Genomic DNA, 18552 nt, shown 5'->3' on the forward strand with positions numbered 1-18552 from the left:
ACACGGCTCGCTGCGCGTCGCCTCGGTCAAATACAAACAACCGCTGCTTGCGCTTGTGCAGCAGCCCGTCAAGCCGATGCGCAGCGAGGCGTGACGGTATTCAAGTCCCGTTGAGCCTGGGTGAGGAACGGAAGCTTCGCTGGGCGTCGCGAAGCGACTTCGTTGACTGACTCGCGCCCCCTGTTTGAACGGAGCGTAGCGCAGTGAGTTGGGCGCGGCCCAGCGAAGCTGAGTACCGCAACGCACCCCGAAGGGGCCAGGCGTCGGGTCGCCTTCTTTTGCTTACTTTTCTTGGCGAAGCAAGAAAAGTAAGTCGCCTGCGGGGGCGAAATCCCCGCTGGGCCGTCGAACAACACAAAAGAGTAACGGCGCGACGCGCCGCCTCAACAGAACACCAACTCAGGCTGAGTTGCGTCACCGGGCCAAATTCAGCGGCCCGCCAGCGGGAAGAACAGCGCCTCGCCGCCTATCTTGTAGTCGGCAATGGCGCGCTGGCCGCGCGGCGAGACCAGCCAGTCGGCCAGGGCCTGCGCCTCTTTCTGCTTCACATGCGGATGCCTGGCCGGGTTCACCACGATCACCGCATAGGGGTTGTGGAGCCGGCCGTCGCCCTGCACCAGCAGGGCCAGCTCGCCACGGTTCTTGAAGGCGGCCCAGGTGCCGCGGTCGGCCAGCACATAGGCATTCAGCGCCGCGGCCATATTCAGGGCCGGGCCCATGCCGCAGCCGCATTCGCGGTAGCCCGCGGGCTTTTGCCTAGACAGATCCAGCTCGGCGGCCTGCCACAGGCGCAGCTCGGCCGCGTGGGTGCCGCTCTTGTCGCCGCGCGAGATAAAGGCCGCCGTGCCGGCGCCCAGCAGCTTCATCGCGCGCAAGGCATCGCTGCCGCGCAGGCCCAGCGGGTCGCTGGCCGGCCCCAGCAGCACAAAGTCGTTGAACATCACCGGCATGCGGCGCAGGCCAAAGCCCTCGGCCACAAATTTTTCCTCCGCCGCGGGGTCATGCACCAACAGCACATCGGCATCGCCGCGCCGCGCCAGCTCCAGGGCCTGGCCGGTGCCCAGGGCCAGGACCTTGACGGCGATGCCGGACTCCTGGGTGAAGCGCGGCAGCAGATGGGCGAACAGGCCCGACTGCTCGGTAGAGGTGGTCGAGGCCAGCACCAAGGCCTCGGCGGCGGCCGCAGGCATGGCCGGGCCCGCCAGACACAAGAGCATGGCGGCGGCAGAAAAAAGACGTCTCATAGCCATTCACCTTTCAAGAATTGATCCACCGCCCGCCCCTGGGGCTGCTGGAAGAAGGCCTGCACCGGCGCATCGGCCAGCACCCGGCCGGCCTCCAGATACAGCACCCGGCTGGCCAGGCGCTTGGCCTGGCCCAGATTGTGGGTGCTCATCACCCAAGTCATGCCCTCCTCGGCAAAGCTGGCGATCAGGCGCTCCACCTCGCGGCGGGCGCCCGGGTCCAGATGGGCCGTGGGTTCGTCCATGAAGAGCAGGTCCGGCCGCAAGGCCCAGGCGCGCGCCAGCGCCAGCCGTTGCCGCTGCCCACCGGACAGATGGCTGGCCAGCTGACCGGCCTGGTCCAGCAGGCCCACGCGGCGCAGGGCCGACTCCAGCATGGCCTCGTGCAGCCTCCAGGGCTGGCGCGCCAGCGCCAGGGCCAGACGCAGATTGCTGCGCACCGAGAGGTGCAGGAAAAACGGCTGCTGAAACACCATGGCCTGGCGCGGCGGGCGGCCGAGCTCGGGCAATACGTGCAGGACGCGGCCGGGCGCCGGCAGCAAGCCATGCATGAGGCGCAGCAAGCTGGTCTTGCCCGCGCCATTGCTGCCCAGCAAGGCCAGGCGTTCGCCGCGCCGCAGCGCCAGATCCAGCGGCGCCAGCACCTGCCGGCCGCCCAGCTCAAGCCGGCAGCCTCGCAGCTGCAGTAGCAAAGAGGAAGAGGAAGACATGGCCGTGGCTCGTAAGAAAAAAACGCCAAAATTCAACCACAGAGACACAGAGACACAGAGGAATGCAAGCTAAAAGTTCGATTCACCTCTGTGTCTCTGTGTCTCTGTGGTCGTATTTGAATTCCATAGTTCTCGGTGAACACCGGGCGCCGCCAGGGGCCTGGAATGCTCACAAGGCCAGCTCCAGCGGCTTGCCTGGGCGGGCAAAGACCTGTTGCAACCAGGCACTCAAGGCATTGAGCAGGCCGACCAGCAGCAAGAGCAGCAGACCCAGGGCGATGGCGCGGGGCAGATCGCCCTTGCTGGTTTCCAGGGCGATGCTGGTCGTCATCACGCGGGTAAAGCCTTCGATATTGCCGCCCACCACCATCACCGCCCCCACCTCGGCGATCGCACGGCCAAAGGCGCTGAGCAGGATCACCAGCAAGGCGCGGCGCAGATGCACCAGCATCAGCAGGGCCGCCAGCCAGGGGCTGGCGCCGAGCGAGCGCAACTGCTCGCCGCCCTCCTCCAGGCCCTCCACCAGGCGGGCACGCGCCAGCGCCGCCACCACGGGCAGCACCAGCATCGTCTGCGCCAGAATCATGGCCCAGGGCGTGAACAGCAAGCCCCAGCCACCCAGCGGCCCGGAGCGCGACAGCAGCAGATAGACGCCCAGGCCCACCAGCACCGAGGGCAGGGCCAGGGCGGTATTGAGCAGCAAGACCCAGGCCCGCCGCCGCCCCGGCGCCAGCGCCAGCCAGGCCGCCAGGGGCAGGCCCAGCAGGCTGGCCAGCAGGGCCGCCGTGCCGCTGACGCTCAGGCTCAGGGCCAGTACCTGCAGCAGGCCGGGGTCGGCGCCCCACAACAGGGCCAGGGCCTGATCAAACGGTGCCCACATCGGGATTCAGGCCTTGGCGGCCGCGGCTTGCGGCCTATTGAGCAGGCCCAGGGCCAGGGCCGTGCCCAGCAGCACGATGGCGCAACCCAGGGCCATCTGCAGGTTCAGCGCCTCGCCGAGGAAGAGATAACCCCAGAGTACGGCGAACACCGGGATCAGAAAGGTCACGGCAATGGTATTGGTCGGCCCGATGCGGCTCATCAGGCGAAAGAAGAGCAGATAGGCCAGGGCCGAGCAGAGCAGGCCCAGCAGGATCACCCCGCCCCAGGCCTGGGCGCTGGGCTGCACGGCCGGCCAGAACCACAAGGCCGGCAGCGCCAGCAGCAGCGCGGCGAAGACCTGGCTGCCGGTCGCCACCGTCAGGGGCTGGATGTGTACCGTGAACTTCTTGCTGAAATTGGCGGCCAGGCCGTAGCAAAAGGTCGCCGCCACACAGGCCAGCAAGGCCCAGCCGCTGCCGCCCGGCTTGAAGCTGGCCTTGTCCCAGGCCAGAAAGATCACGCCCGCAAAGCCCAGCAGCAGGCCGAAGCTGCGCAGCGGCGTCAGGCGCTGGTTCAGCCAGATCCAGGCGATGGCCGCCCCCCACAAGGGCGTGGTGGCGTTGAGGATGCTGGACAGGCCCGCCGTGATCGACAAGGCCGCATAGCTGAACAAGGCGAAAGGGATGGCGCTGTTGAGCAGGCCTATCACCATCAGCGGCCGCCACTCCCGGCGCAACTCGGCCAAGCCCTGGCGCATGGCCAGCAGGGGCAGCAAGGCCAGGCTGGCCACCGTCACCCGCAAGGCCGCCATGGCCATGGGGCCAAACTCATGGGCCCCCAGGCGCATGAATAAAAACGAGGCGCCCCAGATGGCGGCCAGGGAGACGAGTTCAAGCAGATCGATGGGTTTCATGCGGACAGGGCTCTTGGAATGAAGCCGAGCATACTGCCCGCCGCCTCAGTCTATTGGCGACCCGATTCTTGCCTTCGCCTGCGCCAGGCTGGCCGCGCGCCACAAGCTCAGCACCGCATAGCTGCGAAAAGGCCTGAAGGCCTCGGCCGCCGCCAGATAGGCCTTGGGGCTCAGGGGCTTGTCCAGGCCCAGGCTCAGCTGCTTGAGCAAGACCACATCGCTGGGCGGAAAAGCGTCCGGCCAGGACCAGCCCCGCATCAGCATGTAATGGGCCGTCCAAGGGCCGATGCCGGGGATGGCGCGCAGCTCGGCCATGGCCGCCTCGATGTGCGCGGCCTGTTCCGCCGCGGCCAGGCCGTCCAGGCTTTGCCTGGCATAGCGCAAATGGGGCCAGGCCCGGGCCAAGGCCAGCAGGCAGTCGGCGCGGCGGCGGATGATGCCCAGTTCGGCAATCTGCCCGGGCTGCAGGTCGGCGATGCGCTGCGGGCTGGGGAATAGGCGCAGGGGCCGCTCCAGCCCGGGCGGCAGTTCGCCCTCCAGCCGCGGCCCAAAGGCCTGGACAAAACGCCCGGCCAAGGTGCGAGCCGCCGCCACCGTGATCTGCTGGCCCAGCACGGCGCGTACGGCCAGCTCAAACCGGTCCACGCAACCAGGCAAGCGCAGACCAGGGAATGGAAGGGCCAGGCCGCCCAGGGCCTGGCTGATGCGCGAGGGCTCGGCCTGCAGGTCCAGCCAGCCGCTCAGCAAGCCCGAGAGCTGGGCTTGCTGGGACGCCAGGCTGGCCGAGCACAAAACCTCCAGCCTGGCCTGCCCGGGATCGAAGCGCACTTGCACCCAGCCCGGTGCCAGCGGCCCGGCCAGGCTGCGGCTGATCTGCAGGCGGGGCAGATCGACCGACTCGATGTCGGCGATGGCCCGGTCCGCCAGGAATTGCAGCATGGCCTCAACCTGGTAGGGCGGCCGGTACGCGAGGCGGAAGCCCCAGATGGCATCGGGCATGGGCTCACATTGCCTTGAACAGATGGACGTAGGCGCGGCTAACCGGCAGCTCGCGCGCATGCTGCTTGAAGCGCAGGAACAGGCGGCTGGCTTCGTCGCGCCGGGTGCCGGCCAGATGGTTCAGATTGATCAGGGTGGAGCGATGCACCTGCCAGAACTGCTGCGGGTCCAGCTGCCCGGCCAGCTCGACGATGGGCGTGCGGATCAGGTGCTCGGCCGTGGCCGTCTGCACCACCGTGTATTTGTCGTCGGCCTGGAAGTACAAGACCTCGTCGACCGGGATCTGGTGCATCAGCTCGCCCTGGGCCGCCCGCACATAACGCAGCGGCGCGGCGGCAGGCACGGTCGGCGACGCCTGCTGCAGCTGCTGCAAGGCCTGGGCGAGCTGGCCGTCCGGCGGCATGGGGCTCTGGGCCAGGGCCGCTTTGAGGCGCTCCAGGCTGCGGGCCAGGCGCTCGGCCTTGAGGGGTTTGAGCAGATAGTCGAGCGCCGCCTGCTCAAAGGCCTCGACGGCGTACTCGTCAAAAGCGGTGACGAAGACCACTCGGGTCGCGCCTTCGATGCCCTGCGCCACCTCCAGGCCCGAGAGGCCGGGCATCTGGATGTCCAAAAAGGCCAGATCGGGTTGCAGGGCGGCGATGCGCTCGGCCGCCTCGAGGCCGTTGCGGGCCAGGGCCAGGATGTTCAGCTCGGGCCATAGCTGCTGCAACTGCTGCTGCAGATGCAGGGCCAGATGGGGTTCGTCGTCGGCGATCAGTGCGGTCGGGGCGCTCATGGCTTGGCGGGGTTTGAGGTGAGAGGGCTTGGCAGGAGCAGGGGCAGGCGCAGCACGGCCCGCGTGCCCATCGGCAAGGCTTGCAAGGACAGCGAGGCCTGCTCCCCGTAACGGGTCTGCAGGCGTGAACGGATATTGGCCAGGGCGATGCCATTGCCCGCCCTGCCCTTGCGGCGCGCGCCGGCCTTGCCGGACTCCAGGCCCAGGCCGTCATCATCCACGCAGATCTCCAGGAACTCGCCCTGGGCATCGCGCAGGGCGCTGACCCGCAGCACGATCTCGCCGCCCTCGATCTTGGGCTCCAGGCCGTGATGGATGGCGTTTTCGATCAGGGGCTGCAGCAGCAGGGGCGGCAGCAGGGCGCCGCGCAGCTCGGGCGCCAGCGCCAGGCGGAAGCGCAGGCGCTCGGCCATGCGGATCTGCAACAGGGTCAGATAGCTCTGCGCCATGTCCAGCTCGGCGCCCAGGCTGGTGTCGGCCAGGCGCATCTGGCTCATGCTGGCGCGCAGATAGTCGGTGAAGGCCTCCAGCATCTGCTTGGCCTTGGCCGTGTCCAGGTCAATCAGGCTCTGCACATTGGCCAGGGTGTTGAAGAGGAAATGCGGCTCGATCTGGGCCTGCAGCAGGCGCAGCTGGGCGTCGGAGGCTTGCAGTTGCAAGGTTTGGTGATGGATGCGGAACTTCCAGAACACCCAGTTCAGCGCGGTGATCACGAGGCTGATCAGCAGGAAGTTCCGCAGATGCTCGGCATTGCTGACGAATTCCCACAAGGCGTTCGATGCCGTGATCCAGCCCAGCACCAGCAAGGCCACCGACATGCCCAGGGCCGAACCAAAGAGCGAGAACAAGGGAAAGAAGACCCAGGCCCAGCCACCCCGTCGGCGCAAGGCCAGGGCTTGCAAAATGCGTTCGGGGGCCAGCAGTTCGAAGCTGCGGAACAGGGCGTGGAAGGTCAGCGAGATGCAGCCGGCCACGATCAGGCTGCCCGCAAAAGTGCGATTCAACCAATGCCAATCGCCCAATCTTTGCTGCAGCAGCGCCGGAATGACGGTAAACACCAGGGCAAAGCCCAGCGCAATCGCAAAGTCAATCAGCAGCCTGGCCCAGGCCGGCTCCGGCCTGTGCTTTCGCAGCACAAAGAAATGCTTGAGCGCGTGGCTCATGGTGGTTCGAAAACTCATGCGGGCAAGTGTAGAGAGGCATGGCCCGCCGCCGCCGACCCGGCGCGACGAATCGACAGCCTCGCTGACGGATGGCAAGCCGCTCAACTGACAGCGCCGACTGCATACAATCCGGCCTCGTCGCGCGGGCGCCTGTGCTGCCACAGGGCCAATCCAAGGCGCATCCCACTCTGGAGAATTCATGCAAGTTCAAGCCTCGGCCTTCAAGGCCTATGACATCCGCGGCGTCGTGGGCACGGCCCTGACCGAGGAGTTGGCCGAACACCTGGGCCGCGCCTTCGGCACCGAAGCGCGCAAGCTGAAGGAAAAAGCCGTGGCCGTGGGCCGCGATGGCCGCCTGTCCGGCCCCGGCCTGGCCGCCGCCCTGATCCGTGGCCTGCAATCCACCGGTCTGGATGTGGTCGACCTGGGGGCCGTCACCACCCCCATGCTGTACTACGTGGCCGCCACCCGCGCCAAGCATGGCTGCAATAGCGGCATCATGGTCACCGGCAGCCACAACCCCAAGGACTACAACGGCTTCAAGATGGTGCTGAAGGGCGCCGCCGTGTTCGGCGAGCAGATCCAGGACCTGCGCCGCCGCATCGAGGCCGAGGACTATGCCTCAGGCACGGGCCGCAGCGCCGCTATGGACATCGTGCCCGAGTACATCCACCGCATCGTCAAGGATTGCAAGCTCAAGCGCCGCATGAAGGTGGTGGTGGACAGCGGCAACGGCATTCCCGGCGCCACCGCCCCCGCCATCCTGCGCGCCCTGGGCTGCGAGGTGATCGACATCTACTCCAAGGTCGATGGCGACTTCCCCAACCACCATCCCGACCCTTCGCGCCCCGAGAATCTGGAAGACCTGAAGCGCATCGTCCACGCCTGCGATGCCGAGCTGGGCCTGGCCTTCGACGGCGACGGCGACCGCCTCGGCGTGGTCACCAAGGACGGCCAGATGATCATGCCGGACCGGCAGATCATGCTGTTCGCCGCCGACATCCTCAAGCGCAAGCCGGGCGCGGAAATCATCTTCGACGTCAAGTGCAGCCAGCGCCTGGCGCCCTGGATCGTCCAGCACGGCGGCAAGCCCCTGATGTGGAAGACCGGCCACAGCTTCGCCAAGGCCAAGCTGCGCGAAACCGGCGCGCCCCTGGCCGGCGAGCTGTCGGGCCATATCTTCTTCAAAGAGCGTTGGTACGGCTTTGACGACGCCATGTACTCGGCCGCCCGCCTGCTGGAGATCCTCTCCCGCGACAGCGACCCGAGCGCCGTCCTGAACGCCCTGCCCACCAGCTTCAACACGCCCGAGATCAATGTGCCCTGCGCCGAGGGCGAGCAACACGCGGTGGTCGTCAAGCTGCTGGAAAGCGCCCAGTTCCCCGGCAGCAAAGAGGTCGTCACCATCGACGGCCTGCGGGTGGAGTACGAGGACGGCTTCGGCCTGATCCGCGCCTCCAACACCACGCCGGTGCTGGTCTTGCGCTTCGAGGGCCACACGCCCGCGGCGCTGGAGCGCATCCAGCACGATGTGCTGGGCCAGCTGAAGTTGGTCAAGCCCGACGCCACCTTCGCGGCCGGCCATTGAACCTGCTAACACGCAAGGAAAGCCTGGCCGAGCGCGCCAGCCGCTGGGCTTATAGCGGCCTGCTGAGCCTGCTCTCGCCGGCCTATCTGCTGCGCCTGTGGCGGCGCGGCCGGGCCGAGCCCCTATACCGAGAGCATCTGGCCGAGCGTTTTGGCGTCTATGGTCCGGGCTCGGTCAAACCGGGCGCGGTCTGGGTGCACGCGGTCTCGCTGGGCGAGACCCGGGCCGCCGCCGCCCTGATCGCCGCCCTGCGCGAGCAGGCACCGGGCCTGCGCCTGCTGCTGACCCACAGCACCGCCACCGGCCGCGAGGCGGGTGCGGCCCTGCTGCAGCCGGGCGATGCCCAGGTCTGGCTGCCCTATGACACGGCGGACGCGGTGCGGCGCTTCCTGGCCCATTGGCAGCCCGGCCTGGGCGTGCTGATGGAGACCGAAGTCTGGCCCAATCTCCAGCATTGCAGCGCCCGGCAAGGCCTGCCCCTGGTGCTGGCCAATGCCCGCCTGTCCGAGCGCAGCCTGCGCCGCGGCCTGCGGTTTTCGGCCCTGCTGCGGCCGGCCGCAGAAAAACTCAGCCTGGCCCTGGCCCAGACCGAAGACGATGCACGCCGCCTGCGCGCCGCCGGCGTGGCGGCGGTGCAGGTGGCCGGCAACCTCAAATTCGATATGGCGGTGGACCCGACCTTGCTGGCCCTGGGCCGGCAATGGCGCGGCCTGCTGCGCCGCCCGGTGCTGCTGCTGGCCGTCAGCCGCGAGGGCGAGGAGGCTGCGCTGCTGCAGCTGTGGTCCCAGCAAGTAGCCCGTCAGCCAGACGCACCCCTGCTGCTGATCGTGCCCCGCCATCCGCAGCGTTTTGACGAGATCGCCGGCCTGATCCAGGCCGCCGGCCTGAGCCTGGCCAGGCGCAGCGAATGGGCGGACCGGCTACCAGACGAGGCAGCCCTGCAAGCCCAGGTCTGGCTGGGCGACTCGATGCGCGAGATGGCGCTCTACTACGGCCTGGCCGATGTGGCCTTGCTGGGCGGCAGTTTCGCGCCCCTGGGTGGGCAGAACCTGATCGAGGCCGCCGCCTGCGCCTGCCCGGTGCTGATGGGCCCGCACACCTTCAATTTCGCCGAAGCCGCCGAGCTGGCCTTGCAAGCCGGTGCGGCCCAGCGCGTCGCCGATATGGCGCAAGGCCTGCAAGCGGGGCTGGCGCTCTGCCAGGCAGCCGCGCGCCAGCAAGCCATGGCCCAGGCCGCCCAGGCCTTCGCGGCCCGGCACCGCGGCGCGGCGGCCCGCATGGCTCAAGCCATTCTTCACCTGCAATCACAAACCTGAAAAAAAGGGCCCGCAACTGCGGGCCCTTTGCATTGAGACCATGCGGCCTCAACGAGTGAGGTTGATCAACGCACCACGGCCAGCTCGGCACGAGCGCCATTGCGGTAGGTAAACATGGTCAGTGCGCCGTTCTTGATATCGCCCTTGTTGTCAAAGGAGATGGTGCCAGTCACACCCTTATAGCCTTCGGTCTTGGCGAGCACAGGCAGGTACTTGGCCGGCTCCGCCGAGCCCGCCTTGACCATCGCGGCCACCATCACGTTCACCGAGTCATAGACATAAGGTGCGTAGATTTGGACATCCAGCTTGTACTGCTCTTTGAACTTGGCCTTGAAGGCGTCCATACCCTTCTTGGACTCACCTTCCACGCCGCCCGCCTCAGCGCAATAGACCTGGTCGTCGGCAATGGTGCCGGCCGCCAGCTTGGGCAGGTCGCCGGTGCAGATGCCGTCACCGCCAACAAACTTGGCCGCAATGCCTAAGGACTTCATTTGCCGCAGCATCGGGCCGGCCACCGCGTCCATGCCGCCGAAGAAGATCACATCGGGCTTCTTGGCCTTCAAGGAGGTCAGGATGGCGGAAAAGTCCGTGGCCTTGTCGTTGGTGAACTCGCGGCCAATGACCTTACCGCCCGCGCCCTTGACACCCTTTTCGAACTGGTCAGCCACACCCTGGCCATAAGCCGTGCGGTCATCGATGACGACGATGGACTTGCCCTTCAGCGTGGTGGCCGCGTACTTGCCCAGGGTACCGCCCAGATGCGAATCATTGGCCACCACGCGGAAGGCGGTCTTGTAGCCCTTGCGTGTGTAGTCCACATTGGTGGCAGATGGAGAAATCTGCGGAATGCCGGCGTCGAAATAAATCTTCGAGGCAGGGATGGTGGTGCCGGAGTTCAGGTGACCGATCACGCCATTGACCTTGGCGTCGGCCAGCTTCTGCGCGGCCGCCGTGCCTTGCTTGGGATCGCCAGCATCGTCCTCGGCCAACAGTTCGAACTTGGCCTTCTTGCCGCCGATCATCACGCCCTTGGCATTGAGTTCGGCAATCGCCATGCGAGCACCCAGCTCATTGTCCTTGCCCAGGTGGGCAATGGTGCCGCTGGTGGGGCCGACATGGCCGATCTTGACCACCAGGTCCTGAGCCATGGAGGCGCCGCCCAACAACAGGGCCACAGCACCGACAACAACATTCAATTTGACTTGCATGAATTACTCCGAAAAGGAAGAAGGAGAGCTTTGGAAGATCATCAGGCTGTTGAATTTTCAACCCGGCCACATTACCCCAAAACCCTCCCCCCCTGATATGGGGTAAGTCTGGAAAACCCAGCGGATGTCTCGCGCGTTGTCGCGTGCCGCCATCACTTGAAAAAAAAGCCCGCAGCGCCCGTGCAGATCAGTCATTGCCAATCTCCATGGGCCCTCGCGGGCCTTACCGTCCATTCAAGCGCAGTCGCAAATGCCTGGTGGGCGCTTTCTCAATTGGCCTCTCAATCGGCCCTGTCCGCCTGATCGGCCTGCTCCCGCAGACGCCTCAGCACGGCCGCCCTGACGCTGCCATGCAACTGAGCACGCAGGGTCAGCACGGCCTTCTCAAGCACCTGGTCCAGCACCTCGTCCAGGGCGTCGTCCACCGCCTGTTCGATCGCCCGCGCCAGGGCCAGCTCCTGCTCCGCCGGCAGGGCCGCCAATCTTGTGGGCAGGCCCTCGTCCTCGGGCTCCGGCGCACGGGTGTCGGCCAGCAAGTCCTCCACCGCGTCCGCCTCGGCCTTCCCGTCGGACTGCAGGCGCAGACTCAGGTCCGGCAGGTCCAGGGAGAGCTCGGGCAAGCGGGCCAGGAACTGCGCAGCTCCCGGCGCCAGCATGTCGCTAAGCGGCAGGACGGGCACCTCCGCCGAGCTTGGCTCTGCCGACAGATCAGAGAGATCCAGCAGATTGAGCTCGCCCGTGGCCTCATCCAGCGGCATCGGCGCGGGCTCAGGCTTCAGCCGCGAGAGCGCCGCCGGCCTGGGCTCGCGCCCCTCCAGCACCGACTCATCCACCACCTCGGTCAAGGTAGGCACCACCCGATGCGCAGCGCTCATTGGTGCACCCTTCGGCCTGCGGCCTGCCTGACCGTCAGAGCGGCCAGGCCTTCACTAGGCAGGCAGCGCCCGCAGGGGCGCTGCCTGTCCGAGTTCAGTCCCGCCAAGCGGGAGCGAGCTTGCTTGGGGCGGCCCGGCGCGGCGCTCATGCGCTCACCTTGTGATGCTGGACGCCATAGCCCAAGGCCTCGTACTGCTTGTAGCGCCGCCGCCCGGCCTGCATCTGCTCCGGGTCCTGCGACACCACCTCCAGCACGCGCTGGAACTGCTCAAAACCCGCGGGCATTTCGGGGCCCAGGTTCAGCAGCAGTTCGCGGTGCGGCAGGCTCTCGGCCTGTTCGGCCAGCAGAATCGGCGTGGCCGCCAGCTGCTTGGACTTGAGCCCGGCCGGACCGTCGGCCAGGCCTTCGACCCGCAGATGCGGCACGAACTCGGCCGCCTCAAAATCCCACAACCGGGTGTCCAGGCGGCGCAAGAGCGAGTCGGGGCCGCACACCCCCACACGGGAGCCGGAACGCTGCGCCTTGCGCAGCAGCCGGCACAGATACATCAGGCGCTCGGGCACGCCTGTGTAGAAGGTCACTTGAGTCATGCGGGGTCGCGCTCGGCCTGGATCGCTACGATCATCAACGTGCCTGAGACAGCACGAAGTGGGTCAGCAGGCCCACCGGACGACCGGTGCCGCCCTTGGCCGCGCCACCCTTCCAGGCCGTGCCGGCGATGTCCAGATGCGCCCAGCGGTATTTGCCGGCAAAGCGCTGCAGGAATTTGGCCGCGGTGATGGAGCCGCCTTCGCGGCCGCCCACATTGGCGACGTCGGCGAAGTTGCTCTTCAAGCCTTCCTCGTACTCCTCGTCCAGGGGCAGGCGCCAGCACGGATCCAGCGCGGTTTCGCCCGCGGCCGTCAGGGCCGCCGCCAGCTCGTCGTCGCTGGCATACATGCCGCTGCGCACGCCGCCCAGGGCGATCACGCAAGCACCGGTCAGCGTGGCCACATCGACCACCACCGCGGGCTTGAAGCGCTCGGCATAGGTCAGGGCGTCGCACAGGATCAGACGACCTTCGGCATCGGTGTTGAGGATCTCGATGGTCTGGCCCGACATCGAGGTCACCACATCGCCCGGCTTGACCGCGCGGCCATTGGGCATGTTCTCGCAGGCGGCGATGATGACGACCAGATTGAGCTTGGGTTTCAACTCGGCCACGGCACGCAGGGTGCCCAGCACGCTGGCAGCGCCGCCCATATCGAACTTCATCTCGTCCATGGCCGCGCCGGGCTTGAGCGAGATGCCGCCGGAATCAAAGGTAATGCCCTTGCCCACCAGCACCACCGGCGCCTGGGTCTTGGCCGCGCCTTCGTAGCGGGCAACGATGAAGCGCAAGGGCTCGTCCGAGCCCCGGGCCACGGCCAGGAAGGAGCCCATGCCCAGCTTCTCGACGGCCTTCTGGTCCAGCACCTCGACCTTGATGCCATGGCTCTTCACCAGGGCCTTGGTCTGCTCGGCCAGATAGCTAGGTGTGGCGTAGTTGCCGGGGCGATTGGCGCACTCGCGTGCCAGCTCGACGCCGGCCGCAATGGCTTGGCCGCGGGCCAGGCCCTTCTTGACCTCGGCCGCATCGTCCTTGTCGACCAGCAGAGTCAGCTTGACCAGCTTGGCCGCAGCGGGCGCGCTGGGCTTGGTGTGGCGGTAGACGTAGGCGGTGTCTTCGGCACCCAGCACGAATTGCTCGGCCAGGCTTTCGACGGTTTCTTCGGCGCCTTCAAAGCCGGCGAAAGCCACGGCCGCATGGGCGGCACCGCGGCCCTTGAGCTGGCCCAGGGCGGCTTGCAGGGCGGCGCGCGCGGCCTTCAAGCTGCTCTTGCCGGCGGCGGCCAGCACCAGGCGAGGCGCTTTGACGCCGGCCGCGCGCTGCAGCAGCAGGGTCTTGCCGGCCTTGAATTCAAAGTCGCCGAGCTTGATGGCATCCTTGACCAGGGCGCTCAGGGTTGCGTCCAGATTTGCGGGTAGCGCCTCGCCGCCCAGCACCACGATCAAAGCGTCGGCGGTGACGCCAGCCAATGCGTCCAGTGACGCGGTCTGTGTACGAAAGTCCATAATGTCGCCGAATAGATAAAGTGCCCGAATGTTATTCGATTCCACCGTACGCCGAGAGCTGGCGCGCAGCTTCGGCGTGACCCTCGTGGTCATCCTGACCATCGTCCTGACCATCATGCTGATCCAGACCCTGGGTCGGGCAGCCGGCGGCAATGTCGCGCCGCAAGACGTCATGCTGCTGATGGGCTATGCCTCGCTTTCCCATCTGCCCACCATGCTGTCGCTGTCGATGTTCATCGCCGTCGTCGCGACCCTGGGCCGCATGTACCGGGAGTCCGAGATGACCATCTGGTTCGCCAGCGGCATCGGCCTGTCCCGTTTTGTGAAGCCGGTCTTACGCGTTGCCTCGCCGGTGTTGCTGCTGGTGATCGTGCTCAATCTGCTGCTCTGGCCCTGGGGCAATCAGAACAGCGAGCAATTGCTGGAGCGCTATCAAAAGCGCAGCGATCTCTCGCGCGTGGCGCCGGGCCAGTTCCAGACCTCGCGCGACGGCTCCAGCGTCTTCTTCATCGACCGCGACAGCGAGGACGGCCGCACCGGCCGCAATGTCTTCATCCTGACCCAGAAGGACGAGCGCGAGGCGGTGACCACCTCGGCCAAGGGCCAGATCGTGTTGGAGGGCGATGACCGCTTCCTGCTGCTGGACCACGGCCAGCGCAATGAAAGCAATGCCAGAACCCAGGAGAAAACTCTGGCACGCTTTGAGGAATACAAGGTGCTGGCCGACAGCCAGGCGATGCGTGCAGCCGACAAGCTGCCGCCCAAGGCCACCAGCACCCTCGATTTGCTGAAGAAACCCAACCCCGCCAACAACGCCGAGCTGACCTGGCGCTTCGGCATGATTCTGAGCTGCTTCAATATGGTCTTGATGGGCATAGGCCTGTCGGCCACCAACCCGCGCCGCGCCAATAACTGGAATCTGATGTTTGCCCTGCTCTGCGCCGTGGTGTATTTCAATCTCACCAACCTCAGCCAGGCCTGGGTGGCCGGCTCCCGCGTCAGCATGCCGGTCGCCATGCTGGGCGTGCACGGCGGGGTCTTCCTGCTGGCCCTGGGCCTGATGTGGCTGCGCGACCAGGGCAATCGCCTCTGCCTGCCCTTCTTCAAGCGCGGTCCCAAGCCGGCGGTGGCGGCGGCATGAGGACCGTCCGCCGCCTGCTCTACCGCGACATCGTCGGCTCGGTGCTCTTCGTCAGCCTGGCTTTTCTCTCGCTGTTCTATTTCATCGACTTCGTCGACGAGCTGGAGCGCATGAGCCGCATCGGCGCTGGCGCGGCCCGCGCCGCCCTGCTCTCGCTGATGGTCTTGCCCGGCCATCTGTACGAGCTGCTGCCGATCGCGGTGCTGATCGGCAGCATCTTCTCGCTGGCCCGCATGGCCCAGTCCAGCGAGTTCACCATTCTGCGCACCGGCGGCCTGGGGCCGCGCCGTGCGCTCTCCCTGCTGGCCACCCTGGCCCTGGGCTTCGCGGTACTGACCTTTGCCGTCGGCGACTTCCTGGCGCCCTACTTCGACAAGCAGGCCGACATCATGCGCGCCCAGCTCAGCGGCGATGTCTCGGCCAGCAGCCGCGGCGCCTGGCTCAAGGAGCACCGGGTGGTGGCGGGCGAGGAACGCAATTTCTCCATCCATGTGGGGCAGGCCAGCGCCTCGGGCGCCTTGCAGGATGTGCGCATCTTCGAGTTCAACCCGCAAGGCGGTCTGATCGCCCGCATGGAGGCCAAGAAGGCCAAGGTCGACGGCCGCGGCCAGTGGCTGCTGGAAGATGTGTTGCGCACCGAATGGCTGCAGGCCAAGGGCGAGGCAGCCCTGGCCGCCCCGCCCGTGGTCAAGGAAGCGCAGCTGCCCAGCTGGCGCTGGGACAGCAGCCTGCATGCCGGCGTGGTCGCCGCGGCCCTGCTGCCCACCGTCTCCATGTCCACGCTGGAGCTTTACCGCTATACCGAGCACCTGTCGGCCCAGGAGCAATCGGCCCAGGCGCAGAACATCGCCTTCTGGCGCAAGGCCTTCTACCCCTTTGCCTGTTTTGTGATGGTGGCCCTGGCCCTGCCCTTCGCCTATCTGCACGGCCGCGCCGGCGGTATCAGCCTGAAGGTGTTTGGCGGCATCATGCTGGGCATCAGCTTTGTGCTGCTCAACAATGTGGCCGGCCATGTGGGTGTGCTGAAGGACTGGACCCCCTGGATCGTCGCCGCCTCGCCCAGCCTGGCCTATATGGCGCTCTCCCTGGCCGCTTTTGGCTGGCTGGTGCGTTACCGATAATTGCGAATATGGACGGACTTCTTCTTTTTGCCCACGGCGCACGCGACCCGGCCTGGGCCCCGCCCTTCGAGCAGGTGGCCGCGCGCATTGCCGCCGCCCGGCCCGGCCTGCCCTGGGCCCTGGCCTATCTGGAATTCATGCAGCCCGAGCTGGAGCCCGCCGCCCACGCGCTGGCGGCGCGCGGCTGCCGGCGCATCCACATCGTGCCCATGTTTCTGGGCGCGGGCGGCCATGTGCGCAAGGACATCCCGCCCCTGGTGGCCCGCCTGCAAGCCCATTACGGCGAGCGCGTCGAATGGATTCTGCATCCTCCGCTGGGCGACCAGGCCCCGGTGCAGCAGGCCATGGCCGCCGCCGCCCTCGCCTGCCTGGATGCCAAGAAAGCCGAGGAAGCACCATGAATCTGCACCAGTTCCGCTTCGTGCAGGAAGCGGCCCGCCGCAACCTCAATCTGACCGAGACGGCCAAGGCCTTGTTCACCTCGCAGCCCGGGGTCTCCAAGGCCATTCTGGAACTGGAGGAAGAGCTGGGCGTGGACATCTTCTCCCGCCACGGCAAGCGCCTGCGCCGCATCACCGAGCCGGGCCAGCAGGTGCTGGCCGCCATCGAGATCATCATGCGCGAGGTCAACAACCTCAAGCGCATCGGCGAAGAGTATTCCAAGCAGGACAGCGGCACCCTGTCCATCGCCACCACCCACACGCAGGCCCGCTATGTGCTGCCTGGCCCGGTGGCCCAGCTGCGCCGCCAACTGCCCCAGGTGCGGGTCAGCCTGCACCAGGGCAACCCCGAGCAGGTGGTGCGCTGGCTGCTGGACGACAGCGCCGATGTGGGCCTGGCCACCGAGTCCCTGGCCCAGATCGAGGAGCTGGTGACCCTGCCCTGCTATGAATGGCAGCATGTGCTGGTCGTGCCCAGCGGCCACCCGCTGGCCACGGTCGAGCGCATCAGCCTGGAGCAGCTGACGGCCGAGCCCATGATCACCTACCACCCCAGCTTCACCGGCCGCAGCCGCATCGACCGTGCTTTCGCGGCCCGCCAGCTGCATCCGAATATCGTGCTGGAGGCGATCGACTCCGATGTCATCAAGACCTATGTGCGCTTAGGCATGGGCTTAGGCATCGTCGCCGAGATGGCTGTGCGCGAAGACCCGGCCGGCGGCGATCTGGTGTCCCGCCCGCTGGGCCATTTGTTCGGCCAGAACGTCACCCGCATCGCCTTCAAGCGCGGCGCCTATCTGCGCAACTACGTCTACACCTTTGCCGAACTGCTGTCCGACCGCCTGAACCGCCATCTGCTGGAGCGGGCCATGAATGGCGACGCCAACGACTACAGCCTCTAACTTCAAATTCAGCGTGACACCGAATCTGCCCAGCCGCCTGCCCCATGTGGGCACCACCATCTTCAGCACCATGTCGGCGCTGGCGCAAAAACACGGGGCCGTCAATCTGGGCCAGGGCTTCCCCGACTTTGATTGCGACCCGGCCCTGATCGAGGCCGTACACGCCGCCATGCGCGAGGGCCACAACCAATACCCCTTGATGAGCGGCGTGCCGGCCCTGCGCGAGGCCGTGGCGGCCAAGCTGCAAACCCTGTACCGGGCCAGCTACCAGCCGGACAGCGAGATCACCATCACCGCCGGCGCCACCCAGGCCATCTTCACCGCCCTGCTGGCCAGCGTGCATGCGGGTGACGAGGTCATCATCCTGGAACCCTGCTACGACAGCTATGCGCCCAATATCGAGCTGGCTGGCGGCGTGGCCGTGCGGGTGCCGCTGACGGCCGGCACGTTCCGCCCCGATTTCGAGCGCATCGCCGCCGCCATCACGCCGCGCACCCGTGCCATCGTCATCAACACGCCGCACAACCCCTCGGCCACCGTCTGGACCGAGGCCGAGATGCTGCAGCTGGCGGCGCTGCTGCGGGACACACCGATTCTGCTGATCAGCGACGAGGTCTACGAACATATGGTGTTCGACGGCGCCCAGCATCACAGCGTGGCGCGCTACCCGGAGCTGGCGGCGCGCAGCTTCATCGTCTCCAGCTTCGGCAAGACCTATCACGTCACCGGCTGGAAGGTCGGTTATGTGGCCGCACCGGCCGCGCTGACGCGCGAGTTCCGCAAGGTCCACCAGTACAACGTCTTCACCGTCAACACACCCATGCAGCTGGGCCTGGCCCGCTATATGGCCGACGCCGCCCCCTATTTGCAGCTGCCCGATTTCTATCAGGCCAAGCGCGAGCGCTTCCGCGCGGGCCTGAGCCAGACCGGGCTCAAGCTCCTGCCCTGCGAAGGCACTTACTTCCAGTGCGCGGACATTGCCGAGGTCGAGCGCTTTGCCCGCAGCGGGCTGCGCGGCGACCTGGCCTTCTGCGAATGGCTGACGAGCGAGCTGGGCGTGGCCGCCATCCCCATGTCGGCCTTCAGCACCGGCCCCGCGCTCAAGGATGCGGCCCGCCAGACCGTGGTGCGCTTTTGCTTCGCCAAGAAGGAAGTGACCCTGGCTCAGGCCCTGAGCCAGTTGCAGGAGCTCTGAAGCCG

General features: G+C 66.9%; 18 protein-coding genes. 7 read left to right on the top strand and 11 right to left on the bottom strand.

Features of this window, described 5'->3' with window-relative positions; translation table 11 throughout:
- Positions 1 to 428: 428 nt before the first annotated feature.
- The 7 genes from HNP55_RS00270 to HNP55_RS00300 all read right to left on the bottom strand — a co-directional run bounded on the left by HNP55_RS00270 (position 429) and on the right by HNP55_RS00300 (position 6683).
- Positions 429 to 1250 (bottom strand): substrate-binding domain-containing protein, encoded by an 822-nt coding sequence (locus HNP55_RS00270; RefSeq protein WP_221439413.1) that lies wholly within the window; start codon positions 1248 to 1250, stop codon positions 429 to 431.
- A complete protein-coding gene (locus tag HNP55_RS00275; RefSeq protein ID WP_184294838.1) occupies positions 1241 to 1954 on the bottom strand; it encodes an ATP-binding cassette domain-containing protein in 714 nt (237 codons plus the stop codon). Before HNP55_RS00275 ends, HNP55_RS00270 begins: the two co-directional genes overlap by 10 nt.
- A 169-nt stretch (positions 1955 to 2123) precedes the next feature.
- Positions 2124 to 2834, bottom strand: coding sequence for an ABC transporter permease (locus tag HNP55_RS00280; protein WP_184294841.1), 711 nt, complete (start codon positions 2832 to 2834; stop codon positions 2124 to 2126).
- A 6-nt stretch (positions 2835 to 2840) separates the two neighbouring features.
- Entirely contained in the window at positions 2841 to 3728 is an 888-nt protein-coding gene (locus HNP55_RS00285; RefSeq protein ID WP_184294844.1) for a DMT family transporter, read from the bottom strand.
- A gap of 45 nt (positions 3729 to 3773) precedes the next feature.
- On the bottom strand, positions 3774 to 4727 hold the full coding sequence (locus HNP55_RS00290; protein WP_184294847.1) for an AlkA N-terminal domain-containing protein: 954 nt from the start codon (positions 4725 to 4727) through the stop codon (positions 3774 to 3776).
- A gap of 4 nt (positions 4728 to 4731) precedes the next feature.
- Entirely contained in the window at positions 4732 to 5502 is a 771-nt protein-coding gene (locus HNP55_RS00295; RefSeq protein WP_184294850.1) for a LytR/AlgR family response regulator transcription factor, read from the bottom strand.
- Positions 5499 to 6683, bottom strand: coding sequence for a sensor histidine kinase (locus tag HNP55_RS00300; RefSeq protein ID WP_184294853.1), 1185 nt, complete (start codon positions 6681 to 6683; stop codon positions 5499 to 5501). The genes HNP55_RS00295 and HNP55_RS00300 overlap by 4 nt, the downstream gene beginning before the upstream one ends.
- Positions 6684 to 6864: 181 nt before the next feature.
- Here HNP55_RS00300 and HNP55_RS00305 point away from each other — a divergent pair, with 181 nt between their 5' ends.
- Positions 6865 to 8253 carry a phosphomannomutase/phosphoglucomutase gene (locus HNP55_RS00305; RefSeq protein WP_184294857.1) on the top strand — a complete coding sequence of 463 codons (1389 nt, stop codon included), beginning with the start codon at positions 6865 to 6867 and terminating at the stop codon, positions 8251 to 8253.
- Positions 8254 to 8255: 2 nt separating this feature from the next.
- Entirely contained in the window at positions 8256 to 9569 is a 1314-nt protein-coding gene (locus HNP55_RS00310; RefSeq protein ID WP_409993724.1) for a 3-deoxy-D-manno-octulosonic acid transferase, read from the top strand.
- A gap of 65 nt (positions 9570 to 9634) precedes the next feature.
- Here HNP55_RS00310 and HNP55_RS00315 read toward each other — a convergent pair whose 3' ends face one another.
- The 4 genes from HNP55_RS00315 to HNP55_RS00330 all read right to left on the bottom strand — a co-directional run bounded on the left by HNP55_RS00315 (position 9635) and on the right by HNP55_RS00330 (position 13748).
- Positions 9635 to 10777, bottom strand: coding sequence for a branched-chain amino acid ABC transporter substrate-binding protein (locus HNP55_RS00315; RefSeq protein WP_184294860.1), 1143 nt, complete (start codon positions 10775 to 10777; stop codon positions 9635 to 9637).
- Positions 10778 to 11058: 281 nt separating this feature from the next.
- On the bottom strand, positions 11059 to 11652 hold the full coding sequence (locus HNP55_RS24565) for a hypothetical protein (protein ID WP_184294863.1): 594 nt from the start codon (positions 11650 to 11652) through the stop codon (positions 11059 to 11061).
- Positions 11653 to 11797: 145 nt separating this feature from the next.
- Positions 11798 to 12244 carry a DNA polymerase III subunit chi gene (locus HNP55_RS00325; RefSeq protein WP_184294866.1) on the bottom strand — a complete coding sequence of 149 codons (447 nt, stop codon included), beginning with the start codon at positions 12242 to 12244 and terminating at the stop codon, positions 11798 to 11800.
- Between the two features lie 34 nt (positions 12245 to 12278).
- Positions 12279 to 13748 carry a leucyl aminopeptidase gene (locus HNP55_RS00330; protein ID WP_184294868.1) on the bottom strand — a complete coding sequence of 490 codons (1470 nt, stop codon included), beginning with the start codon at positions 13746 to 13748 and terminating at the stop codon, positions 12279 to 12281.
- Positions 13749 to 13776: 28 nt separating this feature from the next.
- On the opposite strand from HNP55_RS00330, the gene lptF reads away from it, so the two are divergent.
- The 5 genes from lptF to HNP55_RS00355 are packed head-to-tail and all read left to right on the top strand — an operon-like array spanning position 13777 to position 18547.
- Positions 13777 to 14889: an LPS export ABC transporter permease LptF gene (gene lptF / locus HNP55_RS00335; RefSeq protein WP_184294871.1), complete on the top strand. Its 1113-nt coding sequence runs from the start codon at positions 13777 to 13779 to the stop codon at positions 14887 to 14889.
- Positions 14886 to 16010 carry an LPS export ABC transporter permease LptG gene (lptG, locus tag HNP55_RS00340; RefSeq protein WP_184294874.1) on the top strand — a complete coding sequence of 375 codons (1125 nt, stop codon included), beginning with the start codon at positions 14886 to 14888 and terminating at the stop codon, positions 16008 to 16010. The genes lptF and lptG overlap by 4 nt, the downstream gene beginning before the upstream one ends.
- An 8-nt stretch (positions 16011 to 16018) precedes the next feature.
- Positions 16019 to 16411, top strand: a complete 393-nt coding sequence (locus HNP55_RS00345) for a sirohydrochlorin chelatase (protein WP_184294877.1) — start codon at positions 16019 to 16021, stop codon at positions 16409 to 16411.
- Complete coding sequence (locus tag HNP55_RS00350; RefSeq protein WP_184294880.1) at positions 16408 to 17352, top strand: CysB family HTH-type transcriptional regulator; 945 nt, start codon at positions 16408 to 16410, stop codon at positions 17350 to 17352. The genes HNP55_RS00345 and HNP55_RS00350 overlap by 4 nt, the downstream gene beginning before the upstream one ends.
- Positions 17324 to 18547 (top strand): pyridoxal phosphate-dependent aminotransferase, encoded by a 1224-nt coding sequence (locus HNP55_RS00355; protein WP_184294883.1) that lies wholly within the window; start codon positions 17324 to 17326, stop codon positions 18545 to 18547. Before HNP55_RS00350 ends, HNP55_RS00355 begins: the two co-directional genes overlap by 29 nt.
- Positions 18548 to 18552 lie beyond the last annotated feature (5 nt).

The sequence above is a fragment of the Roseateles oligotrophus genome, assembly GCF_014204525.1.
GTDB lineage: Bacteria > Pseudomonadota > Gammaproteobacteria > Burkholderiales > Burkholderiaceae_C > Paucibacter_A > Paucibacter_A oligotrophus_A.